The sequence below is a fragment of the Kitasatospora sp. NPDC005856 genome, assembly GCF_040629945.1.
Taxonomy (GTDB): Bacteria; Actinomycetota; Actinomycetes; order Streptomycetales; family Streptomycetaceae; genus Kitasatospora.
Genome location: NZ_JBEXWT010000002.1, coordinates 173237 through 190093, shown reverse-complemented (window position 1 = coordinate 190093; position 16857 = coordinate 173237). Strand labels below are relative to the sequence as shown.

General features: G+C 74.0%; 17 protein-coding genes and 1 riboswitch. Of the genes, 8 read left to right on the top strand and 9 right to left on the bottom strand.

The window, feature by feature from the left end:
- Positions 1–147: 147 nt before the first annotated feature.
- The 6 genes from hisG to ABZ449_RS03285 all read right to left on the bottom strand — a co-directional run bounded on the left by hisG (position 148) and on the right by ABZ449_RS03285 (position 4632).
- Positions 148–996 carry an ATP phosphoribosyltransferase gene (hisG, locus tag ABZ449_RS03310; protein ID WP_360339321.1) on the bottom strand — a complete coding sequence of 283 codons (849 nt, stop codon included), beginning with the start codon at positions 994–996 and terminating at the stop codon, positions 148–150.
- A 73-nt stretch (positions 997–1069) separates the two neighbouring features.
- Positions 1070–1342 carry a phosphoribosyl-ATP diphosphatase gene (locus ABZ449_RS03305; RefSeq protein WP_280685086.1) on the bottom strand — a complete coding sequence of 91 codons (273 nt, stop codon included), beginning with the start codon at positions 1340–1342 and terminating at the stop codon, positions 1070–1072.
- 101 nt (positions 1343–1443) lie between these two features.
- Entirely contained in the window at positions 1444–1917 is a 474-nt protein-coding gene (gene ribH / locus ABZ449_RS03300) for a 6,7-dimethyl-8-ribityllumazine synthase (RefSeq protein WP_360339318.1), read from the bottom strand.
- 56 nt (positions 1918–1973) lie between these two features.
- The gene (locus ABZ449_RS03295; RefSeq protein ID WP_360339480.1) at positions 1974–3263 is read right to left on the bottom strand and encodes a bifunctional 3,4-dihydroxy-2-butanone-4-phosphate synthase/GTP cyclohydrolase II; all 1290 of its coding nucleotides are present in this window, start codon (positions 3261–3263) and stop codon (positions 1974–1976) included.
- 5 nt (positions 3264–3268) lie between these two features.
- A complete protein-coding gene (locus ABZ449_RS03290) occupies positions 3269–3856 on the bottom strand; it encodes a nicotinamide mononucleotide transporter family protein (protein WP_360339477.1) in 588 nt (195 codons plus the stop codon).
- A 56-nt stretch (positions 3857–3912) separates the two neighbouring features.
- Positions 3913–4632: a riboflavin synthase gene (locus tag ABZ449_RS03285; RefSeq protein ID WP_360339315.1), complete on the bottom strand. Its 720-nt coding sequence runs from the start codon at positions 4630–4632 to the stop codon at positions 3913–3915.
- A gap of 223 nt (positions 4633–4855) precedes the next feature.
- Positions 4856–4983: riboswitch (FMN riboswitch) on the bottom strand.
- 327 nt (positions 4984–5310) lie between these two features.
- Between ABZ449_RS03285 and ABZ449_RS03280 the strand changes: the two genes are divergently transcribed.
- The gene (locus tag ABZ449_RS03280) at positions 5311–5559 is read left to right on the top strand and encodes an SCO4226 family nickel-binding protein (protein ID WP_360339312.1); all 249 of its coding nucleotides are present in this window, start codon (positions 5311–5313) and stop codon (positions 5557–5559) included.
- A 94-nt stretch (positions 5560–5653) separates the two neighbouring features.
- On the opposite strand, the gene ABZ449_RS03275 is transcribed toward ABZ449_RS03280, so the two are convergent.
- Positions 5654–5968: an antibiotic biosynthesis monooxygenase gene (locus ABZ449_RS03275; protein WP_360339309.1), complete on the bottom strand. Its 315-nt coding sequence runs from the start codon at positions 5966–5968 to the stop codon at positions 5654–5656.
- A 173-nt stretch (positions 5969–6141) separates the two neighbouring features.
- Between ABZ449_RS03275 and ABZ449_RS03270 the strand changes: the two genes are divergently transcribed.
- The gene (locus ABZ449_RS03270; protein WP_360339306.1) at positions 6142–6837 is read left to right on the top strand and encodes an MSMEG_1061 family FMN-dependent PPOX-type flavoprotein; all 696 of its coding nucleotides are present in this window, start codon (positions 6142–6144) and stop codon (positions 6835–6837) included.
- A 111-nt stretch (positions 6838–6948) separates the two neighbouring features.
- Here the strand turns inward: ABZ449_RS03270 and ABZ449_RS03265 are convergent, their stop codons facing one another.
- Entirely contained in the window at positions 6949–7137 is a 189-nt protein-coding gene (locus ABZ449_RS03265) for a DUF1508 domain-containing protein (RefSeq protein ID WP_360339303.1), read from the bottom strand.
- Between the two features lie 183 nt (positions 7138–7320).
- Between ABZ449_RS03265 and ABZ449_RS03260 the strand changes: the two genes are divergently transcribed.
- From ABZ449_RS03260 to ABZ449_RS03235, 6 genes are all read left to right on the top strand, one after another.
- Positions 7321–7734, top strand: a complete 414-nt coding sequence (locus ABZ449_RS03260; RefSeq protein ID WP_360339300.1) for an HIT family protein — start codon at positions 7321–7323, stop codon at positions 7732–7734.
- Positions 7735–7910: 176 nt separating this feature from the next.
- Positions 7911–8975 carry a serine hydrolase domain-containing protein gene (locus tag ABZ449_RS03255; RefSeq protein ID WP_360339297.1) on the top strand — a complete coding sequence of 355 codons (1065 nt, stop codon included), beginning with the start codon at positions 7911–7913 and terminating at the stop codon, positions 8973–8975.
- Positions 8976–9169: 194 nt separating this feature from the next.
- Entirely contained in the window at positions 9170–9970 is an 801-nt protein-coding gene (locus tag ABZ449_RS03250; RefSeq protein ID WP_360339294.1) for a hypothetical protein, read from the top strand.
- Positions 9971–10101: 131 nt separating this feature from the next.
- Complete coding sequence (locus tag ABZ449_RS03245; protein WP_360339291.1) at positions 10102–11292, top strand: alpha/beta hydrolase; 1191 nt, start codon at positions 10102–10104, stop codon at positions 11290–11292.
- Positions 11293–11496: 204 nt separating this feature from the next.
- Positions 11497–15180, top strand: a complete 3684-nt coding sequence (locus ABZ449_RS03240) for a SpoIIE family protein phosphatase (RefSeq protein WP_360339288.1) — start codon at positions 11497–11499, stop codon at positions 15178–15180.
- A gap of 230 nt (positions 15181–15410) precedes the next feature.
- Complete coding sequence (locus ABZ449_RS03235) at positions 15411–15815, top strand: nuclear transport factor 2 family protein (RefSeq protein ID WP_360339285.1); 405 nt, start codon at positions 15411–15413, stop codon at positions 15813–15815.
- Between the two features lie 42 nt (positions 15816–15857).
- Here ABZ449_RS03235 and ABZ449_RS03230 read toward each other — a convergent pair whose 3' ends face one another.
- Positions 15858–16808, bottom strand: coding sequence for a pseudouridine synthase (locus tag ABZ449_RS03230; protein WP_360339282.1), 951 nt, complete (start codon positions 16806–16808; stop codon positions 15858–15860).
- Positions 16809–16857 lie beyond the last annotated feature (49 nt).

Genomic DNA, 16857 nt, shown 5'->3' with positions numbered 1-16857 from the left:
GGTTCCGGTCGCGACCGGGTCCGCTCGCGACAGCACGAGGGGCGGGGACGCGGTCGGCGTCCCCGCCCCATTGAACCGTTCTTTACCCGCGGACCGGCGGGCAGGTCACCCGGACGCGCGGGTCGCGGGCGGCGGCGCGGCCACCGGTCAGAGGCGGCAGGCGTGGATGTTGGTGACCAGGATGGCCCGGGCGCCGATGCCCCACAGGTCGTCCATGATCTGCTGGGCCTCCTTGCGGAGCACCATCGAACGCACCGCGACCCAGCCCTCGGTGTGCAGCGGCGAGACGGTCGGCGACTCCAGGCCCGGGGTGAGCGCGACGGCGGCGCCGACCTTCTCGGCGCGGATGTCGTAGTCCATCAGCACGTAGCGGCGGGCCACCAGCACGCCCTGGAGGCGGCGCAGGAACTGCTCCACCGCCGGGTCCTCGCCCGCGCCCTTGGGACGGATCACCACGGCGTCCGAGATCAGGATCGGCTCGCCGAACACCTCCAGGCCCGCGTTGCGCAGGCTGGTGCCGGTCTCCACCACGTCGGCGATCACGTCGGCGACGCCCAGCTGCACCGCGGTCTCGACCGCGCCGTCCAGCTTGGTGACCGTCGCCTTCACACCGTGGTCGGCCAGGTGCTGCTCGACCAGGCCGGTGTAGGAGGTGGCGATCCTCAGGCCCTCCAGGCCCTTGACGTCCTTCACGTCCACGCCCTCGGGGCGGGCGAAGCGGAAGGTCGACCCGGCGAAGCCGAGGGCGAGCACCTCCTCGGCGTTGGAGTGCGAGTCCAGCAGCAGGTCGCGGCCGGTGATACCGACGTCGAGGCGGCCGGAGCCGACGTAGACGGCGATGTCCCGGGGGCGGAGGAAGAAGAACTCCACCTCGTTGTTCGGGTCGACGAGGACGAGCTCCTTGGGGTCCTTCCGCTGGCGGTAGCCGGCCTCATGGAGCATCTCCGCCGCGGGACCCGAGAGAGAACCCTTGTTGGGGACGGCGATGCGCAGCATGGGAGGTTGCTTCCTTACCTGTTGGGAGGATGGGTGTGCTCTGGGAGCGGTGTCTCCGGAGGTGCTCGGAGACCTAGAGGTACTTGTAGACGTCGTCGAGCGTCAGTCCGCGGGCGATCATCATCACCTGAACGTGGTAGAGGAGCTGCGAGACCTCCTCCGCCGTCTGCTCGTCCGACTGGAACTCGGCGGCCATCCAGACTTCGGCGGCCTCCTCGACGACCTTCTTGCCGATCGCATGGACGCCCTGCTGGACGAGCTGCGCGGTGCGGGAGGACGAGGGGTCGCCGGTGGCGGCCTTCTGCTGGAGCTCGGCGAAGAGCTCCTCGAATGTCTTCGAAGCCATGATGCGCCCACCATACGGCGTGCGGGCGGACGGACGGTAAACGGTCCCGGAGCGTGGACAGTCCGGTGGACGTCCGCGCTCCGGGACCGCTCGGGTCGTACTCAGAGCGCAGCGCGCAGGACCGCGGCGGTGGCGACGGCGGCGGTGACGGCCTCGTGGCCCTTGTCCTCGGCGGAGCCGGGCAGGCCCGCGCGGTCGATCGCCTGCTCCTCGTTGTCACAGGTCAGCACGCCGAAGCCGACCGGGACGCCGGTGTCGACGCTGACCTGGGTGAGACCGGCGGTGGCCGCCTGACAGACGTAGTCGAAGTGCGGGGTGCCGCCGCGGATCACCACGCCGAGCGCCACCACGGCGTCGTAGCCGCGCTCGGCGAGGCGCTTGGCGGCGACCGGCAGCTCGAAGGTGCCGGGCACCCGCAGCACGGTCGGCTCGGCGACGCCCAGCTCCTTGAGCGCGCGGTGGGCGCCGTCCAGCAGACCGTTCATCACCTGGTCGTGCCACTGGGCGGCGACGACGGCGACCTTGAGGTCGGCGGCGCCGTCGATGGTCAGCTCGGGGGCTCCGTGGCCGCTCATGTTGTCTTCCGTTCTCTGGTCTCGGACGTACGGGGGTTCAGGAGACGTACGGGGGTTCAGGAGCCGAGGCCGGGCAGGTCGTGGCCCATCCGGTCGCGCTTGGTGCGCAGGTAGCGCAGGTTGTGCTCGCCGGGCGCGATCTCGACCGCTTCGCGTCCCTTGACCTTGAGCCCGTGCTCGGTGAGCGCGGTCAGCTTCTGCGGGTTGTTGGTGAGCAGGGTCAGCGAGCGGACGCCGAGGTCCACCAGCATCTGGGCCGCGATGCTGTAGTCCCGGGCGTCGGCGGGCAGGCCGAGGTCCAGGTTGGCGTCGACGGTGTCCCGCCCCTGCTCCTGCAGCTCGTACGCGCGCAGCTTGTGGGCCAGGCCGATCCCCCGCCCCTCGTGGCCGCGCAGGTACAGCACCACGCCGCGCCCGGCCTCGGCGACCCGCCGCAGCGAGGCCTCCAACTGCGGGCCGCAGTCGCAGCGCAGCGAGCCGAAGACGTCACCGGTCAGGCACTCGGAGTGGACCCGCACCAGGACGTCCTCGTCGTCCGGCAGCCGGCCCTCCGCGTCCAGGCCGCCGACCACCAGCGCGAGGTGCTCGACGCCGTCGATGGTGCCCCGGTAGCCGACGGCGGTGAACTCCCCGTGCACGGTGGGCAGGGCGGTCACGGCGGCCCGGTCGACGTGCAGCTCGGTGCGGCGGCGGTAGGCGATCAGCTCCTCGATGGAGATGATCGCGAGGCCGTGCCGGCGGGCGAAGGCGACCAGCTCGGGCAGCCGGGCCATGGTGCCGTCGTCGTTGACCACCTCGGCGATCGCGCCGGCCGGCGGCAGTCCGGCGAGCCGGGCGAGGTCGACGGCGGCCTCGGTGTGGCCGGGGCGGACCAGCACGCCGCCCTCGACGGCGCGCAGGGGGAAGACGTGCCCGGGGCGGGTGAGGTCCCCGGGTTCGGTGCCGGGCGAGGAGAGCAGTCGTACCGTGCGGGCGCGGTCGGCGGCGGAGATGCCGGTGTCGACCCCCTCGCGGGCGTCCACCGAGACGGTGTACGCGGTGCCCTTGCGGTCCTCGTTGACCTGGGTCATCGGCGGGAGCTTGAGGCGGTCCAGCTCCTCGCCGGTCATCGGGGCGCAGATCACGCCGGAGCTGTAGCGGATGGTGAAGGCCATCAGCTCGGGGGTCGCGGCGGACGCGGCGAAGACGATGTCGCCCTCGTTCTCGCGGTCCTCGTCGTCGACCACGACCACGGCGCGGCCGAGGGCGATGTCGGCGATCGCCCGCTCGACCGGGTCGAGGACGAGTTCGGGCTCGGACGTGGGCTCGGACCCGGTGGCGCCGGTGCTGGACTGGTTCTCGGTCATCTCGGTCATACCGTGGCTCCCTGCGGGACGGTGGCGGACTTGGCGCGCGGCTCACGGGTGCTCAGCCACCAGGAACGCAGGCCGAGCAGCACCAGGACGAAGTAGACGGAGTAGGTCAGGCCGGAGAAGGTGTAGCCGCTGTTGAAGGCGAACGGCACGCCGACCACGTCGACCGCGATCCAGGCGAACCAGAACTCCACCCAGCCGCGGGCCTGGGCGACCATCGCGGCCAGCGTGCCGACGAAGATGTAGGCGTCCGACCAGGGGCTCCAGGACAGGCTGGGGAAGGACGTGAAGAGCAGGGCGAGCGCGACGGTGGCGGCCGCGGTGCCCGCCGCCAGCACGAGCCGCTCGGGCCAACTCGCGAACCGCACGGCGATCGTGCCGCCGTCGCGACGCCCCCGCCGCCACTGCGCCCAGCCCCAGGAGGCGGTGGCGATCACGATCAGCTGCTTGCCGATCAGGCCGGGGACGTGGCCGCCGAGGTAAGCCGTGATCAGCACCGCGCCGGACAGCAGCTGGACCGGCCAGCTCCAGACCGAGCGGCGCCAGCCGAGCGCGAGCCCGCCGAAGCCGAGGATGTTGCCGATCATGTCGGCCCACTTGACGTGTTCGCCGAGGACGGTGAACGCCTCGCCGCTGAGCCAGCTCACTTGGACTCCCCCTGGGTGCCGTCGACCGGGAGGGCGGACGGGTCGGACAGGGCCGGGACGTTCGGGAGGTTCGGGAGGTTCGGGAGGGTGCGGGACTCCAGGAGGCGCTCGACGTACTTCGCCAGCACGTCCACCTCCAGGTTGACGCTCTCCCCGACGGCCTTGGCGCCGAGCGTGGTCAGCGCGAGGGTGGCCGGGATGAGGCTGACGGTGAAGCTGTCCTTCGCGGCCTCCACCACGGTGAGGCTGACGCCGTCGACCGTGATCGAGCCCTTCTCCACCAGGTAGCGGGAGATGGTGTCGGGCAGCGAGAACCGCAGCACCTCCCAGCGCAGCTCTCCCGCCGCGTCGCGCTCGCCGGGCTCGCGGCTCAACAGCCGCCCGGTGGCGTCGACATGGCCCTGGACGAGGTGCCCGCCCAGCCGGGCGCCGAGCGCCATGGCGCGCTCCAGGTTGACCCGGGAGCCGGGCGCCAGTTCGCCGAGGCTGGAGCGGTGCAGCGTCTCGGCCATCACGTCGGCGCTGAACTCACCGGTGCCGGCGGCCAGTTCCACCGGGCTGTCGACGACGGTCAGGCACACGCCGTTGACCGCGATGGAGTCGCCGTGCCGGGCATCCGTACAGACCACCGGGCCGCGCAGGCGGATCCGGGAGGACTCGCCGATCTCCTGGATCGACACGACCTCGCCGAGCTCTTCGATGATGCCGGTGAACACCCGGGTTCTCCTCGCGCTTGGGGCGCGGACTCCGGGGCGGCATGGGAGATGACACGGACGGGCACCGGTGTACGGACCTCGGGACACACCCGTCGCCGGGATGCCGGGGCCACCGGGAGATCGCTCGCCCGGCACGGGAGACACCGCTCCCGTCGTTCACCTGACCGGGGCCCGGAAGACGGCGCTGCGCCACTGGACCCACGGGTACTGCTCTTCGTCCGCCCGCGCACGCCTCCCATCCGGACTTTAACCGTCGGTCCAGGAATTTCACCTGGTCAACCGGCCGCTGGCTGCGGACGGGTCGCGGACTGTAACCGCCGGTTCGGATTTTCACCGACCCCGGAGTGCGCTGAACGTCACTGCTTGATGCCGTCATTGTGCCACGGTCGGCGCAACGGCAGGGAGACCCCGTGGCTGTGGTCTGTTTCACGGGCTTGCGGGGAATGCGCGGCGGGGTGCCGTCCGCCCGGCGTGGGCTCCGGTCCGCGGGCGTGGGCGAACAGTTCCACGGGCGTGGGCGAACGGTCCGGTCGGGACGGGCGGAGCGGTCCGGTCGGGACGGGCGGAGCGGTCCGGTCGGGACGGGCGGAGCGGTCTGGTGGCGAAGGCGGGCGGCGGGGGCGAGGCTGGAAGACGGGGCCCTGCCGATGACACACCGAGGCTACGGAGGCGAGGGCGATGTCGAAGTTCATGGATGTCCACCACGGGATGGCCGGGATCACGGCCGAGCAGCTCAGGCAGGCCCACGCGGCCGACGTGGCGGTCCAGGGCGAGGAGGGCGTCCGGTTCGAGCAGGCCTGGGCGGACCCGGAGTCGGGCACGGTGTACTGCCTCTCCGACGCACCGTCCAAGGAGGCCGTGCAGCGGGTCCACAGCCGCACCGGTCACCCGGCGGACGAGATCCACCCGGTGCCGCTGTCGGTGTGAGACTCCGGCGTGAGGCTCCGGACACCGCCACTGCGGGGCCTGCGGACGCCGTCGCTGCGGGGTGTGCGGACGCCGAGGCTGCGGGGCCCGTGGCTCAGAGCGCGGCCGGTGTGGTGACCTGCACGAAGTGGGTGACCTCGGGCGGGTGGGCGAGGTAGTTCAGCTCACCCTCCGACCAGACCGGCCGGATCCGCCACATCGGTCCCGCGTACCCGCGCAGGGCCTCCTCGTCGCGCCAGCGGCTCAGCACCAGCACCCGCTGCCCCTCCTCGGACACCGGGCGCAGCAGCTCGCCGCCGAGACACCCGTCGGTCCGCCCGAGCTGCGGGATCACCTGGGCGGCCAGGTGTGCGCAGAACTCCTCGAGGCGACCGGCCAGGACCTGCCCGGCCCAGATTCTGACGATCACGACCACCACCTCCGGGTGCCCGGCGGGCCTTGTCCCACTGCTCCCTGGCCCCCATTATGAGCGGGAAACCGCTGGTGGGAAGGGGTGGCGGCAGAAATTCACGGAGGGCTGGACGAAGGGCTGGGGGAAGACGGGAGCCCGCTGCGCCGAGCGGCCTCGGCTACATTCCCGGTATGACGACCACACCGGAATCTGTCGTTTCGTCAACCACCGCGCCGGAGCCGCAGGGCAGTCTGTTCGACGCCCTCCGTGCGGGCGCGCTCAGCGATCCCGCCCAGCTGCGGGAGATCTACGAACAGCCCGGCGACCAGGCCCGCCGCAAGCAGGTGGACCACCTGCACGAGGTGGCCCAGCGCCTGATCGCCTGCTCCCCGCTGGTGTTCGTGGCCAGCACGGACGCCGCCGGACGCTGCGACGTCTCCCCGCGCGGCGGGCCGGCCGGGCTGGTCTCGGTGCTCGACGAGTACACCCTGGCCATTCCGGACGCCACCGGCAACAAGCGCCTGGACACCCTGCACAACGTGCTGGAGACCGGCCGGGTCGGGCTGCTCTTCGTCGTCCCCGGCCGGGACACCACGCTGCGGGTCAACGGGCGGGCCTGCGTCTCGACCGACCCGGAGCTGCTGCGGCAGCTGACCGCCGTCGGCAAGCCGCCGCGCAGCGCGATCGTGGTCGCCGTCGAGGAGGTGTACGGACACTGCCCGAAGGCCTTCCTGCGCGCCTCGGCGTGGAAGCCGGAGAACTGGCTCGCGAAGGACGCGCAGCCGAGTTCGGCGGAGGTCACGCTCGCGCACCTGCGGGACGAGTCGCTGACCGTGGAGATGATCGAGCAGTACGAGCGGGAGGCTCTGCTGTACCGGTACGAGTGAGGCCGGGCCGGCCTGCGGAGCCCCGCGCGCCGCGGCACGCCCGGCGACCGGTCCGGGTGGGCCGGTCGCCGGGCGGCGCGTGCCGGGCGGCGCGTGCCTTGCGGCGCGCGCTCAGGCCGCCTTCGGAAGGTCCTCCACGGCCGCGCCGTCGGCGGCCCGTTGGACCGCCTCGACGCCCTTGTGGGCGGCGTCCTTGCTGGCGTAGCCCTGGCCGGTGGCGACGATCTCGCCGTTGCCCGCCTTGAGCCGGAACCGGTACTTGCCGCCGGCGTCCTGATAGACCTCGAACTTGCCCGCCATCCGGGCCACCTCCTCGCGGGGCCTCCTCGCCGAACGCTCGATGCGCCCGCCGTCCTGCCCCCGGCGCCACCGTGCGCCCCGGGCCGGGCCGGCCGCACCCGGGCGGGAGCCGGTCGGGTGAAGGGGGACGCCCGGGGGTTTGCGGGCGTGCCGGGAGGGCCGGCCGGTGGTTTGAATGGACGGATGGACTGCGTCTTCTGTGCGGTGGTGGCGGGCGAGGAGCCGGCGCACCTGGTGCTGGACGACGGGACGGCGGTGGCCTTCCTGGACCGCCGCCCGCTGTTCCCCGGGCACGTGCTGGTCGTGCCGCGCGCCCACCACCCGACCCTGGCCGACCTCCCGGCCGCCGAGGTGGGGCCGTTCTTCCTGCGGGTGCAGCGGGTGGCGACGGCCGTCGAGCGCGGGCTGGGCGCGGCGGGCAGCTTCGTGGCGGCGAACAACCGGATCAGCCAGTCGGTGCCGCACCTGCACGTCCACGTGGTGCCGCGCAATCCGAAGGACGGGCTGCGCGGGTTCTTCTGGCCGCGGCGGCGGTACCCGGACGAGGCAGGGGCGGCGGCGGTCGCGGACCGGCTGAGGGCGGCGCTGGAGGACTGAGCGCGGAGGACCGGCAGGGCGCGGCGGGTGGGGGCGGAGCGTCGGGTGGAGTAGGGGCCCGGCGGGGCGTACTCCGGCGGGAGCGACGAGGCGTACCTCTGCGGGAGCATCGGCGGGGGTCGATATCGTTTTCCGGACGGACGATCCGGCCGGTGAGGACACCTAGGCTCGCGACCATGAACGAACTCGCCTGCCTCGTGCAAGACACGGCCGACCGGCTCGCGGGCCGCCACACCGGGGCGGTGGTCGCCGGGCTGGCCGGCGGCGACGTGGAGATCCGCGGCGCCGGGCGGACCGGTCCGGGCGGTGGGGTGCCCGGGCCGCGCACGCTGTTCGAGATAGGTTCCGTCACCAAGGTGTTCACCTCGCTCGTGCTCGCGCGGCTGGCCCTGGACGGTGCGGTCCGGCTGGACGAGCCCCTCGCCGAGGTGCTCACCGGGCCCGCGGGCGGGCGTGCCGTCGTCCCGGTCAGGGGCCCGGAGCCGGTCACCCTGCGCCACCTCGCCAGCCACACCTCGGGGCTCCCCCGGCTGCCCCGGGGCATGGCGGTGCGGTCGCTGCTGTCGCCCGGCACGCCCGATCCGTACGCCGACTGCACCGCCGAGCGGGTGCTCGACGGGCTCGCCCGGACGCGGCTGCGGTCCGTGCCCGGGCGTGGATTCCGCTACTCCAACCTCGGCGCGGGCCTGCTCGGCCTGGCCCTCGCGCAGCGGTCCGGCGTGGGGTACGAGGAGTTGGTGGCGCGCGAGGTCTGTGCGCCGCTGGGCCTGGCGGACACCTGTGTGCGGCCGGACGAGGAACGGTCCGCGCGGCTGGCCCAGGGGCACACGCCGGGCGGCCGGCCGGTCCCGGGCTGGAACTTCGCGGCCTTGCCCGGCATGGGGGCGCTCCGGTCGACCGCTGCCGATCTGGTGCTCTTCCTGCGGGCCCAGCTGGCAGCCGAACGCGAGCCGGACGCACCGCTGTCGCCGGCGATCGCCCTCACCCGGGAGGGCCGCCACCGGGTCAACCCGTTCGCCTGGACGCACCTGGGCTGGCTCGGGCACCGGCTGCACGCCCAGCAGGGCGGGCACCTCCAGGTCTGGCACAACGGAGGCACGGGCGGGTTCCGTTCGTTCGTGGCCTTCGACCCGGAGAAGCGGGTGGGCGTGGTGGTGCTGGTCAACACCCGCCGGTCGGCCGATCCGGCGGGCACGGCGCTGCTGCGCAGGCTGCAGAACGGGTTCGCGACGACGGGGTGAGGGACCCTCGTCCGGCTCTCCCGTCCGCCCCCACCCCGGTGGTGGGAGGCCTCGGCGGGGGCGCGATGATGACGGGGTCGATTCAGGCCAAAACGTGCTGATTGGCACTGTCGCCAGGGGCGACGAGCGGTTGATGCTGGGGATCCGGCAGTCGCGGTTCCGTTGGGGAGTCCGCCGAGTGAGAGGGGGCCGACATGGCGGTGACGTGGTCGCCGACGTGTGTGCGGTCGGCCGGTTCGGCCGGCGCTGCCCGTCCGGCCGGTGCGACCGGTGCCACCGGTCCGCTCGGCCCGGTGGTGCGGGTGTACCGGCGGTACCGGCCGCTGTCCTGGCCGGCGCGGGTGTGGCTGCACTCCTGCGGGGTGGTCGTCTCCGTGGCGGTCTGCGTGGCACTGCGCGGGTGGTGGCCCTCGCCGGTGCTGGCCGCCGCCGCGGTGGTGGCGGTCAGCGGGTTCGAGCGGCTGCGCCCGACGCCGGGGCTTCGGTCCGTACGGGTCCACGAGGGCGGCCTGGTGCTGGTCTCGGCCGACGGCGGGGAGAAGGCACTGCCCTGGCGCGCCGTGGAGGCCACCGAGTACTCCCCCGGCGGAGCGCGCCGAGAGCACGAGCACGGGCGAATATGGCCGGCGGGCGCTGACGAGCCTCTGGTGCTGGCGCAGCTGCGCGGGCTGGGCGCCCTGTTCGAGGATCTGGAGGAGCGCCTCTCCCCCGGGTTCCGGGCCGCCCTGCACGAGACGCTGCGCACCGAGGGGAGCGTGCGCTTCGTCCGGGGGCGGCTGACGGTGACGGCCGGCGGGCTGGTGCACCGGCCGCCGCACCCACTCGCCGCGACGGAGGCCCACCGCTGGGCGGAGGTGTGCTCGGCCCGGGCGTCCGGCCTCGGCGAGTTGGAGATCCGGACCCACTCGGCCGGTCTGCCGCTCGTCTTCCCGGTGCCCAACGCCCGTGCGGCCGCGGACTTCCTGGAGGACCTGCGGACGGCTGCCGCCGGTTGACGGCCGCCGGACGGGCGCTCGCCCGCCCTCTCGGGGCCGCCCCCTAAGGGGCGCCACGGGCCCTTCCCGGAAGGGATCAGTACGCCGCTGAGTGGACGTCAGTTCCCTGTCCCGCGCCTACCGTCGCTGACATGAGCCGACTCCGTACGACCGCCGCCGCGGCGGCCCTGCTGCTCGCACTGCCGCTGTCCGTCGCCGCTGCCGCGCCCGCTCTGGCCGCGCCGCCCGTCAACTCCGTCGCCGGTCCCGCCGACCCGGCCAGCCGGGCCACCGCCCGGATCGAACTCCCCCGTCCGACCGGGCCGTACGCGGTCGGGCAGGAGGTCCTGCACCTGGTGGACCAGAACCGCCCGGACCCGTGGGTGCCCTCCTCCGGTCCGCGTCAGCTGATGGTCTCGATGTACTACCCCGCGCACGCCGGGACGGGCGCCCCCGCCCCGTACATGACGCCCGCCGCCGCCCGGGCGCTGCTGGACGCGAAGGTGCCGGGCAACACCATCCCGACCGAGGCGGTCTCCGGCACCCGGACGTGGGCGGAGTCCGGGGCGCGCCCGCAGGGCGGCCACTACCCACTGGTGGTGCTGTCGCCCGGCTTCACCATGCCGCGCACCACGCTCAGCGGCCTCGCCGAGGAGCTGACCAGCCGCGGCTACGTCGTCGCCCTGGTCGACCACACCTACGAGAACACCGGAACCACCTTCCCCGACGGACGGACGCTCCCCTGCGAGGTGTGTGGGACCTTGCGCACCCCTGAGGCCTGGAAGGCTCTGAACGAGAGCCGGGCCAAGGACGTCTCCTTCGTCATCGACCGGCTGACCGACCGCCCGCACCCGGCCTGGCGCTACGCCCGTCTGATCGACCGCGACCGGATCGCCATGGCCGGGCACTCCGCCGGTGGTGCCTCCACCGTCCCGGCCCTGCTCACCGACGACCGGATCCGGGCCGGGGCGGACCTGGACGGCACCATGGACTACCTGGTGCCCGAGTCCGGCCTCAAGGGCAAGCCGTACCTCATGATCGGCCACCCGCTGCCCGACGGCGCCGAGGACGAGAGCTGGGTCACGAGCTGGCCCCGGCTGGACGGCTGGAAGCGCTGGCTGACCGTCGACGGCTCCGACCACGGCAGCTTCACCGACCTCCCGGTCCTCATCGACGGGCTCGGCCTCCCCAAGGGCCCGTACACCACCATCGGAAGCCGGCGCGCCGTCGAGCTCACCCGGCAGTACGTCGGGGCCTTCTTCGACCTCCAGCTGAAGGGCGTCCCGCAGCCGCTGCTCGACGGGCCGAGCGCCGCCAACCCGGAGGTGCGGTTCACCCCCTGACGGCGGTCCCCGGGGCGGGGGCCGCCGGCAGAGCGGCGGCGGCCTCCGCCCGACCCCCGGCCCGACCACCCGGCCCGACCACCTGGCCGGGGCTTGCGCCTGGAGCGGCCGCTGCCACGGTGAGCGGCCGCCCGGGAGCGCGTGCGAAGATGGCAGGGCTGGTGGGAACGATCTCCGGACGGTTTCTGGGACGGTTCTCTGGCCATGGTGGACGACTACGCGCAGCGCGCGGGGCAGCCTCGGCAGGACGCCCTGCTGATGGTGCCGATCGCCACGGCGCTGATCGACGCCGACGGGCGCATCCTGCACTGGAGCAGTGACGCGGAGGCGCTGCTCGGACACTCCGCGCGAGAAGCGGTGGGGGCGAAGGCGGCGACGCTGCTGACCTCCGACGAGCACCGGCCGGACGTGCTCCAGCTGTTCCGGCAGATCCTGGGGGGCCGACCGTGGTCCGGGGTCTTCCCCGTCCGGCACCGGGACGGCCACCTGGTGGACCTGGAGTTCCGCACCCATCCGGTCCTCGGCCCCGGCGGCGCCCCGATGGTGCTGGCGGTCGCCTCCGAGGTGACCACGCTGCACCGGCTCCAGGCCGATCTGGCCCTCCTCGACGGATTCTTCACCCAGTCCCCGGTGGGCATGGCGGTGTTCGACACCGACCTGCGCTTCGTCCGGCTGAACGAGGCGCTGGCGGACGCCAACGGCCTGGACGTCGGGGATCCCCTGGGCCGGCGGCTCTCCGAGGTGCTGCCCGGGATCAACGCCCCCGAGTCCGAGGAGGTGATGCGCCGGGTCCTGGAGAGCGGAGAGCCGGTGGTGGACGACCTCGCGCACGGCCGCACCCCGGGCGACCCGAGCCACGACCACGCCTGGTCGGCCTCCTACTTCCGGCTGCGGGACCGCGGCGGCCGGGTGCTCGGGGTGTGTGCCACGGTCATCGACATCACCGAGCGGTTCCACGCCGACGCCCGGGCGGCCCGCGCGCAGGAGCGGCTGTCCCTGCTGGTCGACGCGACCGCCTCGATCGGCACCACCCTGGACCTGCGGCAGACCGCCCGGGAGCTGGTCGACGCGATGGTGCCCAGGGTCGCCGACATCAGCGCGGTGTTCGGCCTGGAGGAGCTGGTGGCCGGCCGGAACGTCGAGCCGCCCCCGCCGGACGCCCCGCTGCTGGTGCGCCGCCTCGCGATCGCCTCCGACGACGCCCAGTACCCGGCCGAGGCGCTGCCGGTGGACGCCGTGTACGAGCTGCCGCCGGACTCCCCGTACGCCCGGGCGCTGACCGGCGGGCGCACGGTGGTGGTGCCGTCCTGGGAGCTGCCGGCGCTGAGCGAGCGCCTCAACGAGCGCCACCGCCAGGCCTTCTTCGGCGACCGCCCGCGCCCGGTGCGGATCACCCCGCTGGTGGCGCGCGGCACGACGCTCGGCATGGTGGTGTACTCGCGGCGCGGCGCGCGGGAGTCCTTCGCGGCGGCCGACATCACGCTCGGCGACGAGCTGGCCTCGCGCGCGGCCGTCGCGCTGGACAACGCCCGGCTGTACCTGCGCCAGCACCAGACCGGGCTGGCCCGGCAGCAGGCGCTGCGCGAGGCCAGGGCCGCGCAGGAGCGCCTGGCGCTGGTCAACGCGGCCTCCGCCCGGATCGGCACCACGCTCGATCTCGCCCAGACCGCCCAGGAGCTGGCCGAGGTGGCGACACCGCGGCTGGCCGACACCGTGGTGGTGGAGGTGCTGGAGGAACTGGTCCGCGGCGAGCGCGAGGCGACCGCCCCTGTGGACGGTTCGGCGCTGCTGCGGCGGATGGCCTTCCACTCGGTGCGCGGCTCGACCCTGGCGCCGATCGACCGCGCCCGCAACCTGCACCGCTTCGCGCCCGGTTCGCCGTACGCGTGGTGCCTGGCGCACCGCGAGCCGGTGCTGGTGCCGCGGCTGGACGAGGAGGGCATGGCCTGGTTCGCCGACGACCCGGTGCGCAGGGCCGCCGTTCGGGAGCAGAACGTGCGGTCGTTCATGGTGGTCCCGCTGATCGCGCGCGGCACCCCGATCGGCGTGGCGGGCTTCTACCGCACCCTCGTCGAGCGCCCGTACGAGGACGCCGACGTGGCGCTGGCAGGGGAGTTGGCGGTGCGGGCGGCCGTGTCCATCGACAACGCGCTGCTGTTCACCCGGGAGCGCGACGCCGCCGCCGCCCGGCAGCGGGCGCTGGACGAGGCACGGGCCGCCCAGCAGCGGCTGTCACTGCTGAACGACGCCAGCAACCGGATCGGTACCACGCTCGATCTGCACCGCACCGCACGGGAGTTGGTGGAGGTGGTGATCCCGCGTTTCGCCGACTTCGTCACCGTGGACCTGCGTGAGGAGGTGCTCAGCGGCGAGGAGCCCGGGGCCGTCCCGGCGGAGGGCCCGGTGCTGATGCGGGCGGTCGCGGTCGGCGACACCGGCCCGGACGGCACCATGCAGGGGGCGGCCGACGAGGTGGGCGAGACCTCGCAGTCGGCGAAGCTGTACGCGCAGAGCCTGCGCACCCGGCGCTCGATCCTGGTCTCCGAGGTGACCGAGGAGGAACTGCGCCGGATCGTCGCCTCGCCCGACCGGGTGCAGCCGAGCCTGGACGCCGGGGTGCACTCCTACCTGATGGTGCCGCTGGTGGCGCGCGGACACGTCCTGGGCGGCGCGGAGTTCGTCCGCACCCGCAACCCGGTGCCGTTCGGCCCGGCGGACCGCTCGCTGGCCGAGGAACTGGCCGCCCGCACCGCGCTGGCGATCGACAACGGCCGGCTCTACCGCCGCGAGCGGGACACCGCGCTCACCCTCCAGCGCAGTCTGCTGCCGCAGGAGGTGCACCGCACCCTCGGGCTGGACCTCGCCTACCGCTACCTGCCGAGCAGTGTGGTCAGCGAGGTCGGCGGCGACTGGTTCGACGTGGTGCCGCTGTCCTCCGGGCGGGTCGCGCTGATCGTCGGCGACGTCATGGGCCACGGCATCCGGGCCGCCGCCACGATGGGCCAACTCCGCACGGCCGCCCGGACCCTGATCACCCTGGACCTGGACCCGGCGCGGGTGCTGTACCGGCTGGACGAGGCGGCCGCGACGGTCGGCGAGGGCCAGTTCGCCACCTGCGTCTGCGTGGTGTACGACCCGGTGGACCGCCGCTGCACCGCGGCCAGCGCCGGGCACCTGCCACCGGTGGTCGCCGACGCCGAGGGGCGGGCGCGCCTGATCGAGCTGCCGTCGGGCACTCCGCTCGGGGTGGGCGGAGTCGCCTTCGAGAGCGCCGAGTTCACCCTTCCCGAGGAAGGAATCCTCACCCTCTACACGGACGGCCTGGTCGAGCGCCGGGGCCAGGACCTGGACGAGGGGCTGGAGTTGCTCTGCCGGACCGTCGCCGACCGGCGCGGCTCGCTGGAGCAGACCTGCGAGGCCGTCCTGAGCCGGCTCACCGAGACCACCGGCGAGGACGACATCGCCGTCATCATGGCGCAGGTCCGCCCGCGGGGCGCGGACCGGATCGCCATCCTCCCGCTCACCGGGGACCACGCCATGGTCGCCCACTCGCGCCGCTTCACCCGCGAGACACTGGCCGCCTGGGGGCTCGACGCGCTCGCCGACTGGGCCGAGCTGCTCACCAGCGAGCTGATCACCAACGCCCTGGTGCACGCCGGATCGCCCACCCAGCTGCGGCTGTACTGCAACCGGGTGCTCACCGTCGAGGTCGCCGACCAGGAATCCGAGGTGCCGCGGATCCGCCGCGCCCGCGGCGAGGACGAGGGCGGCCGGGGCATCCACCTGGTCAACGAGCTGGCGCACCGCTGGGGCAGCCGCCGGACCGAGGACGGCAAGGTGGTCTGGTTCGAGCTGGAGCTGCCTCCGGGCTTCGTCCCGCCCGCGTGAACGCCGTCCCGCGTGAACGCCGTCCCGCGCGCACGGACGCCCGTCCCGCGAACGTGAACGCCGCCCCGCGTGCGCCAACGCCGTCCCGCGTGCGGAACGCCCGTCCGGCCCGCATGAACAACGGACGGTTGTCGGGCCGCCGCCGCGGTTGTTGGCCCGTCGGCCCGCCCCGGCGGTTGTCTGGTGCCGCGGCGGGACCGCCCCGCCCGGACGAACCCCAGGAGCCCACCGTGCAGCACCCCGACGCCCGTACCGTCGTCACCGACTACGTCACCCTCCTCGCGGCGGGCGAACGCGAGGCCGCGATCGCCCTGTTCGCCGAGGACGCCACCTGGAACTACCCGGGCGACCTCCCGCTCTCCCGGACCTGGCACGGCAAGCAGGAGATCTTCGGGGACTTCCTCGGCCGGGTCGGTGCCCTCTTCGCCGCCGACGGCCTGCCGGTCATCACCCTCACCCGGGTTCTCGCCGACGGTCCGCAGGCGGTGGCCGAGTGGACCACCGTCGGCACGGCCGCCAACGGCGCCGCCTACGAGAACCGCTGCCTGGGGGTGTTCACCGTGACGGACGGCCTGATCACCGCCGTCCGCGAGTACCTGGACACCGACCACGTGGCCCGCACGCTGCTGGCCTGACGGAACAGCCGGATCATCCGAACGCCCGCGCGGACCCGGCCGTCAGACGGCGCCGGCGGCCCAGCCCCGGGGGTCGGTCCAGGCGGCCAGGGTGCGGCGGGTCTCGAAGCGGCGCTCGCGGCCGGTCAGCGGGTCGGTGAACTCGACGGTCGAGGCGAGCAGCTGCAGCGGGCCGCGGAAGTCGTCCGGGGCGGGCTCGGGCAGCACCACCGGGTAGACCGGGTCGCCGAGGATCGGCAGTCCGAGGCCGCACATGTGCAGCCGCAGCTGGTGGGTGCGCCCGCTCAGCGGCCGCAGCCGGTAGCGGGCGAGGCCGTCGCGGTGCTCCAGCAGGTCGATCCGGCTCTCGCTGTTCGGCGGGGCGTCGATCTCCTGCGCGGCGATCACCCCGCGCTCCTTGACGATGTGGCTGCGCACGGTGCGCGGCAGGCTCAGCTCCGGGTCGTACGCGGCGATCGCCTGGTACTCCTTGCGCACCAGGCGGTCCCGGAACAGCGTCTGGTAGGCGCCGCGGTCCTCCGGGCGGACGACGAACATGGCCAGGCCCGCGGTGAGCCGGTCCAGGCGGTGGGCGGGGCTGAGCGCGGGCAGGTCGAGGCCGTGCCGCAGCCGGGACAGCGCCGTCTCGGCCACGTGCCGGCCCCGCGGGGTGGTGGCCAGGAAGTGCGGCTTGTCGACGACCACCAGGTGCTCGTCGCGGTGCAGCACGACCAGCTCGAACGGGACGCGCACCTCCTCGGGCAGGTCCCGGTGGAACCAGAGGTGGGCGCCGGGGCGGAACGGCTCCGCCGGGGCGATCGGGCCGTGCTCACCGACGATCTCGCCGTCCCGCAGTGCCGCGTCGATCCGCTCGGCCGGGACGGCGGGCAGCCGGTCCACCAGGTGGTCCCGCACCGTCGGCCAGGGGCCTTCGAGCGGCAGCCGGAGGTGCACCGGGGCCACGCCGCGGCGCTGCGGGAGGGGGGAGGCCGGGCGGCGGTTCTTGCGTCTCATCTCCCGGCCCAGCGTAGTGCGCGCCGGCGCGCGGCCCGCCGCCGAGGTG

Coding starts and splice junctions, on each gene's coding strand:
- ABZ449_RS03295 (WP_360339480.1), bottom strand. CDS start 3,263: ATGACCGAGAACCAGTCCAGCACCGGCGCCACCGGGTCCGAGCCCACG.
- ABZ449_RS03305 (WP_280685086.1), bottom strand. CDS start 1,342: ATGGCTTCGAAGACATTCGAGGAGCTCTTCGCCGAGCTCCAGCAGAAG.
- ABZ449_RS03250 (WP_360339294.1), top strand. CDS start 9,170: ATGGCGGTGACGTGGTCGCCGACGTGTGTGCGGTCGGCCGGTTCGGCC.
- ABZ449_RS03265 (WP_360339303.1), bottom strand. CDS start 7,137: ATGGCGGGCAAGTTCGAGGTCTATCAGGACGCCGGCGGCAAGTACCGG.
- ABZ449_RS03245 (WP_360339291.1), top strand. CDS start 10,102: ATGAGCCGACTCCGTACGACCGCCGCCGCGGCGGCCCTGCTGCTCGCA.
- ABZ449_RS03260 (WP_360339300.1), top strand. CDS start 7,321: ATGGACTGCGTCTTCTGTGCGGTGGTGGCGGGCGAGGAGCCGGCGCAC.
- ABZ449_RS03290 (WP_360339477.1), bottom strand. CDS start 3,856: ATGATCGGCAACATCCTCGGCTTCGGCGGGCTCGCGCTCGGCTGGCGC.
- ABZ449_RS03270 (WP_360339306.1), top strand. CDS start 6,142: ATGACGACCACACCGGAATCTGTCGTTTCGTCAACCACCGCGCCGGAG.
- hisG (WP_360339321.1), bottom strand. CDS start 996: ATGCTGCGCATCGCCGTCCCCAACAAGGGTTCTCTCTCGGGTCCCGCG.
- ribH (WP_360339318.1), bottom strand. CDS start 1,917: ATGAGCGGCCACGGAGCCCCCGAGCTGACCATCGACGGCGCCGCCGAC.
- ABZ449_RS03240 (WP_360339288.1), top strand. CDS start 11,497: ATGGTGGACGACTACGCGCAGCGCGCGGGGCAGCCTCGGCAGGACGCC.
- ABZ449_RS03230 (WP_360339282.1), bottom strand. CDS start 16,808: ATGAGACGCAAGAACCGCCGCCCGGCCTCCCCCCTCCCGCAGCGCCGC.
- ABZ449_RS03255 (WP_360339297.1), top strand. CDS start 7,911: ATGAACGAACTCGCCTGCCTCGTGCAAGACACGGCCGACCGGCTCGCG.
- ABZ449_RS03280 (WP_360339312.1), top strand. CDS start 5,311: ATGTCGAAGTTCATGGATGTCCACCACGGGATGGCCGGGATCACGGCC.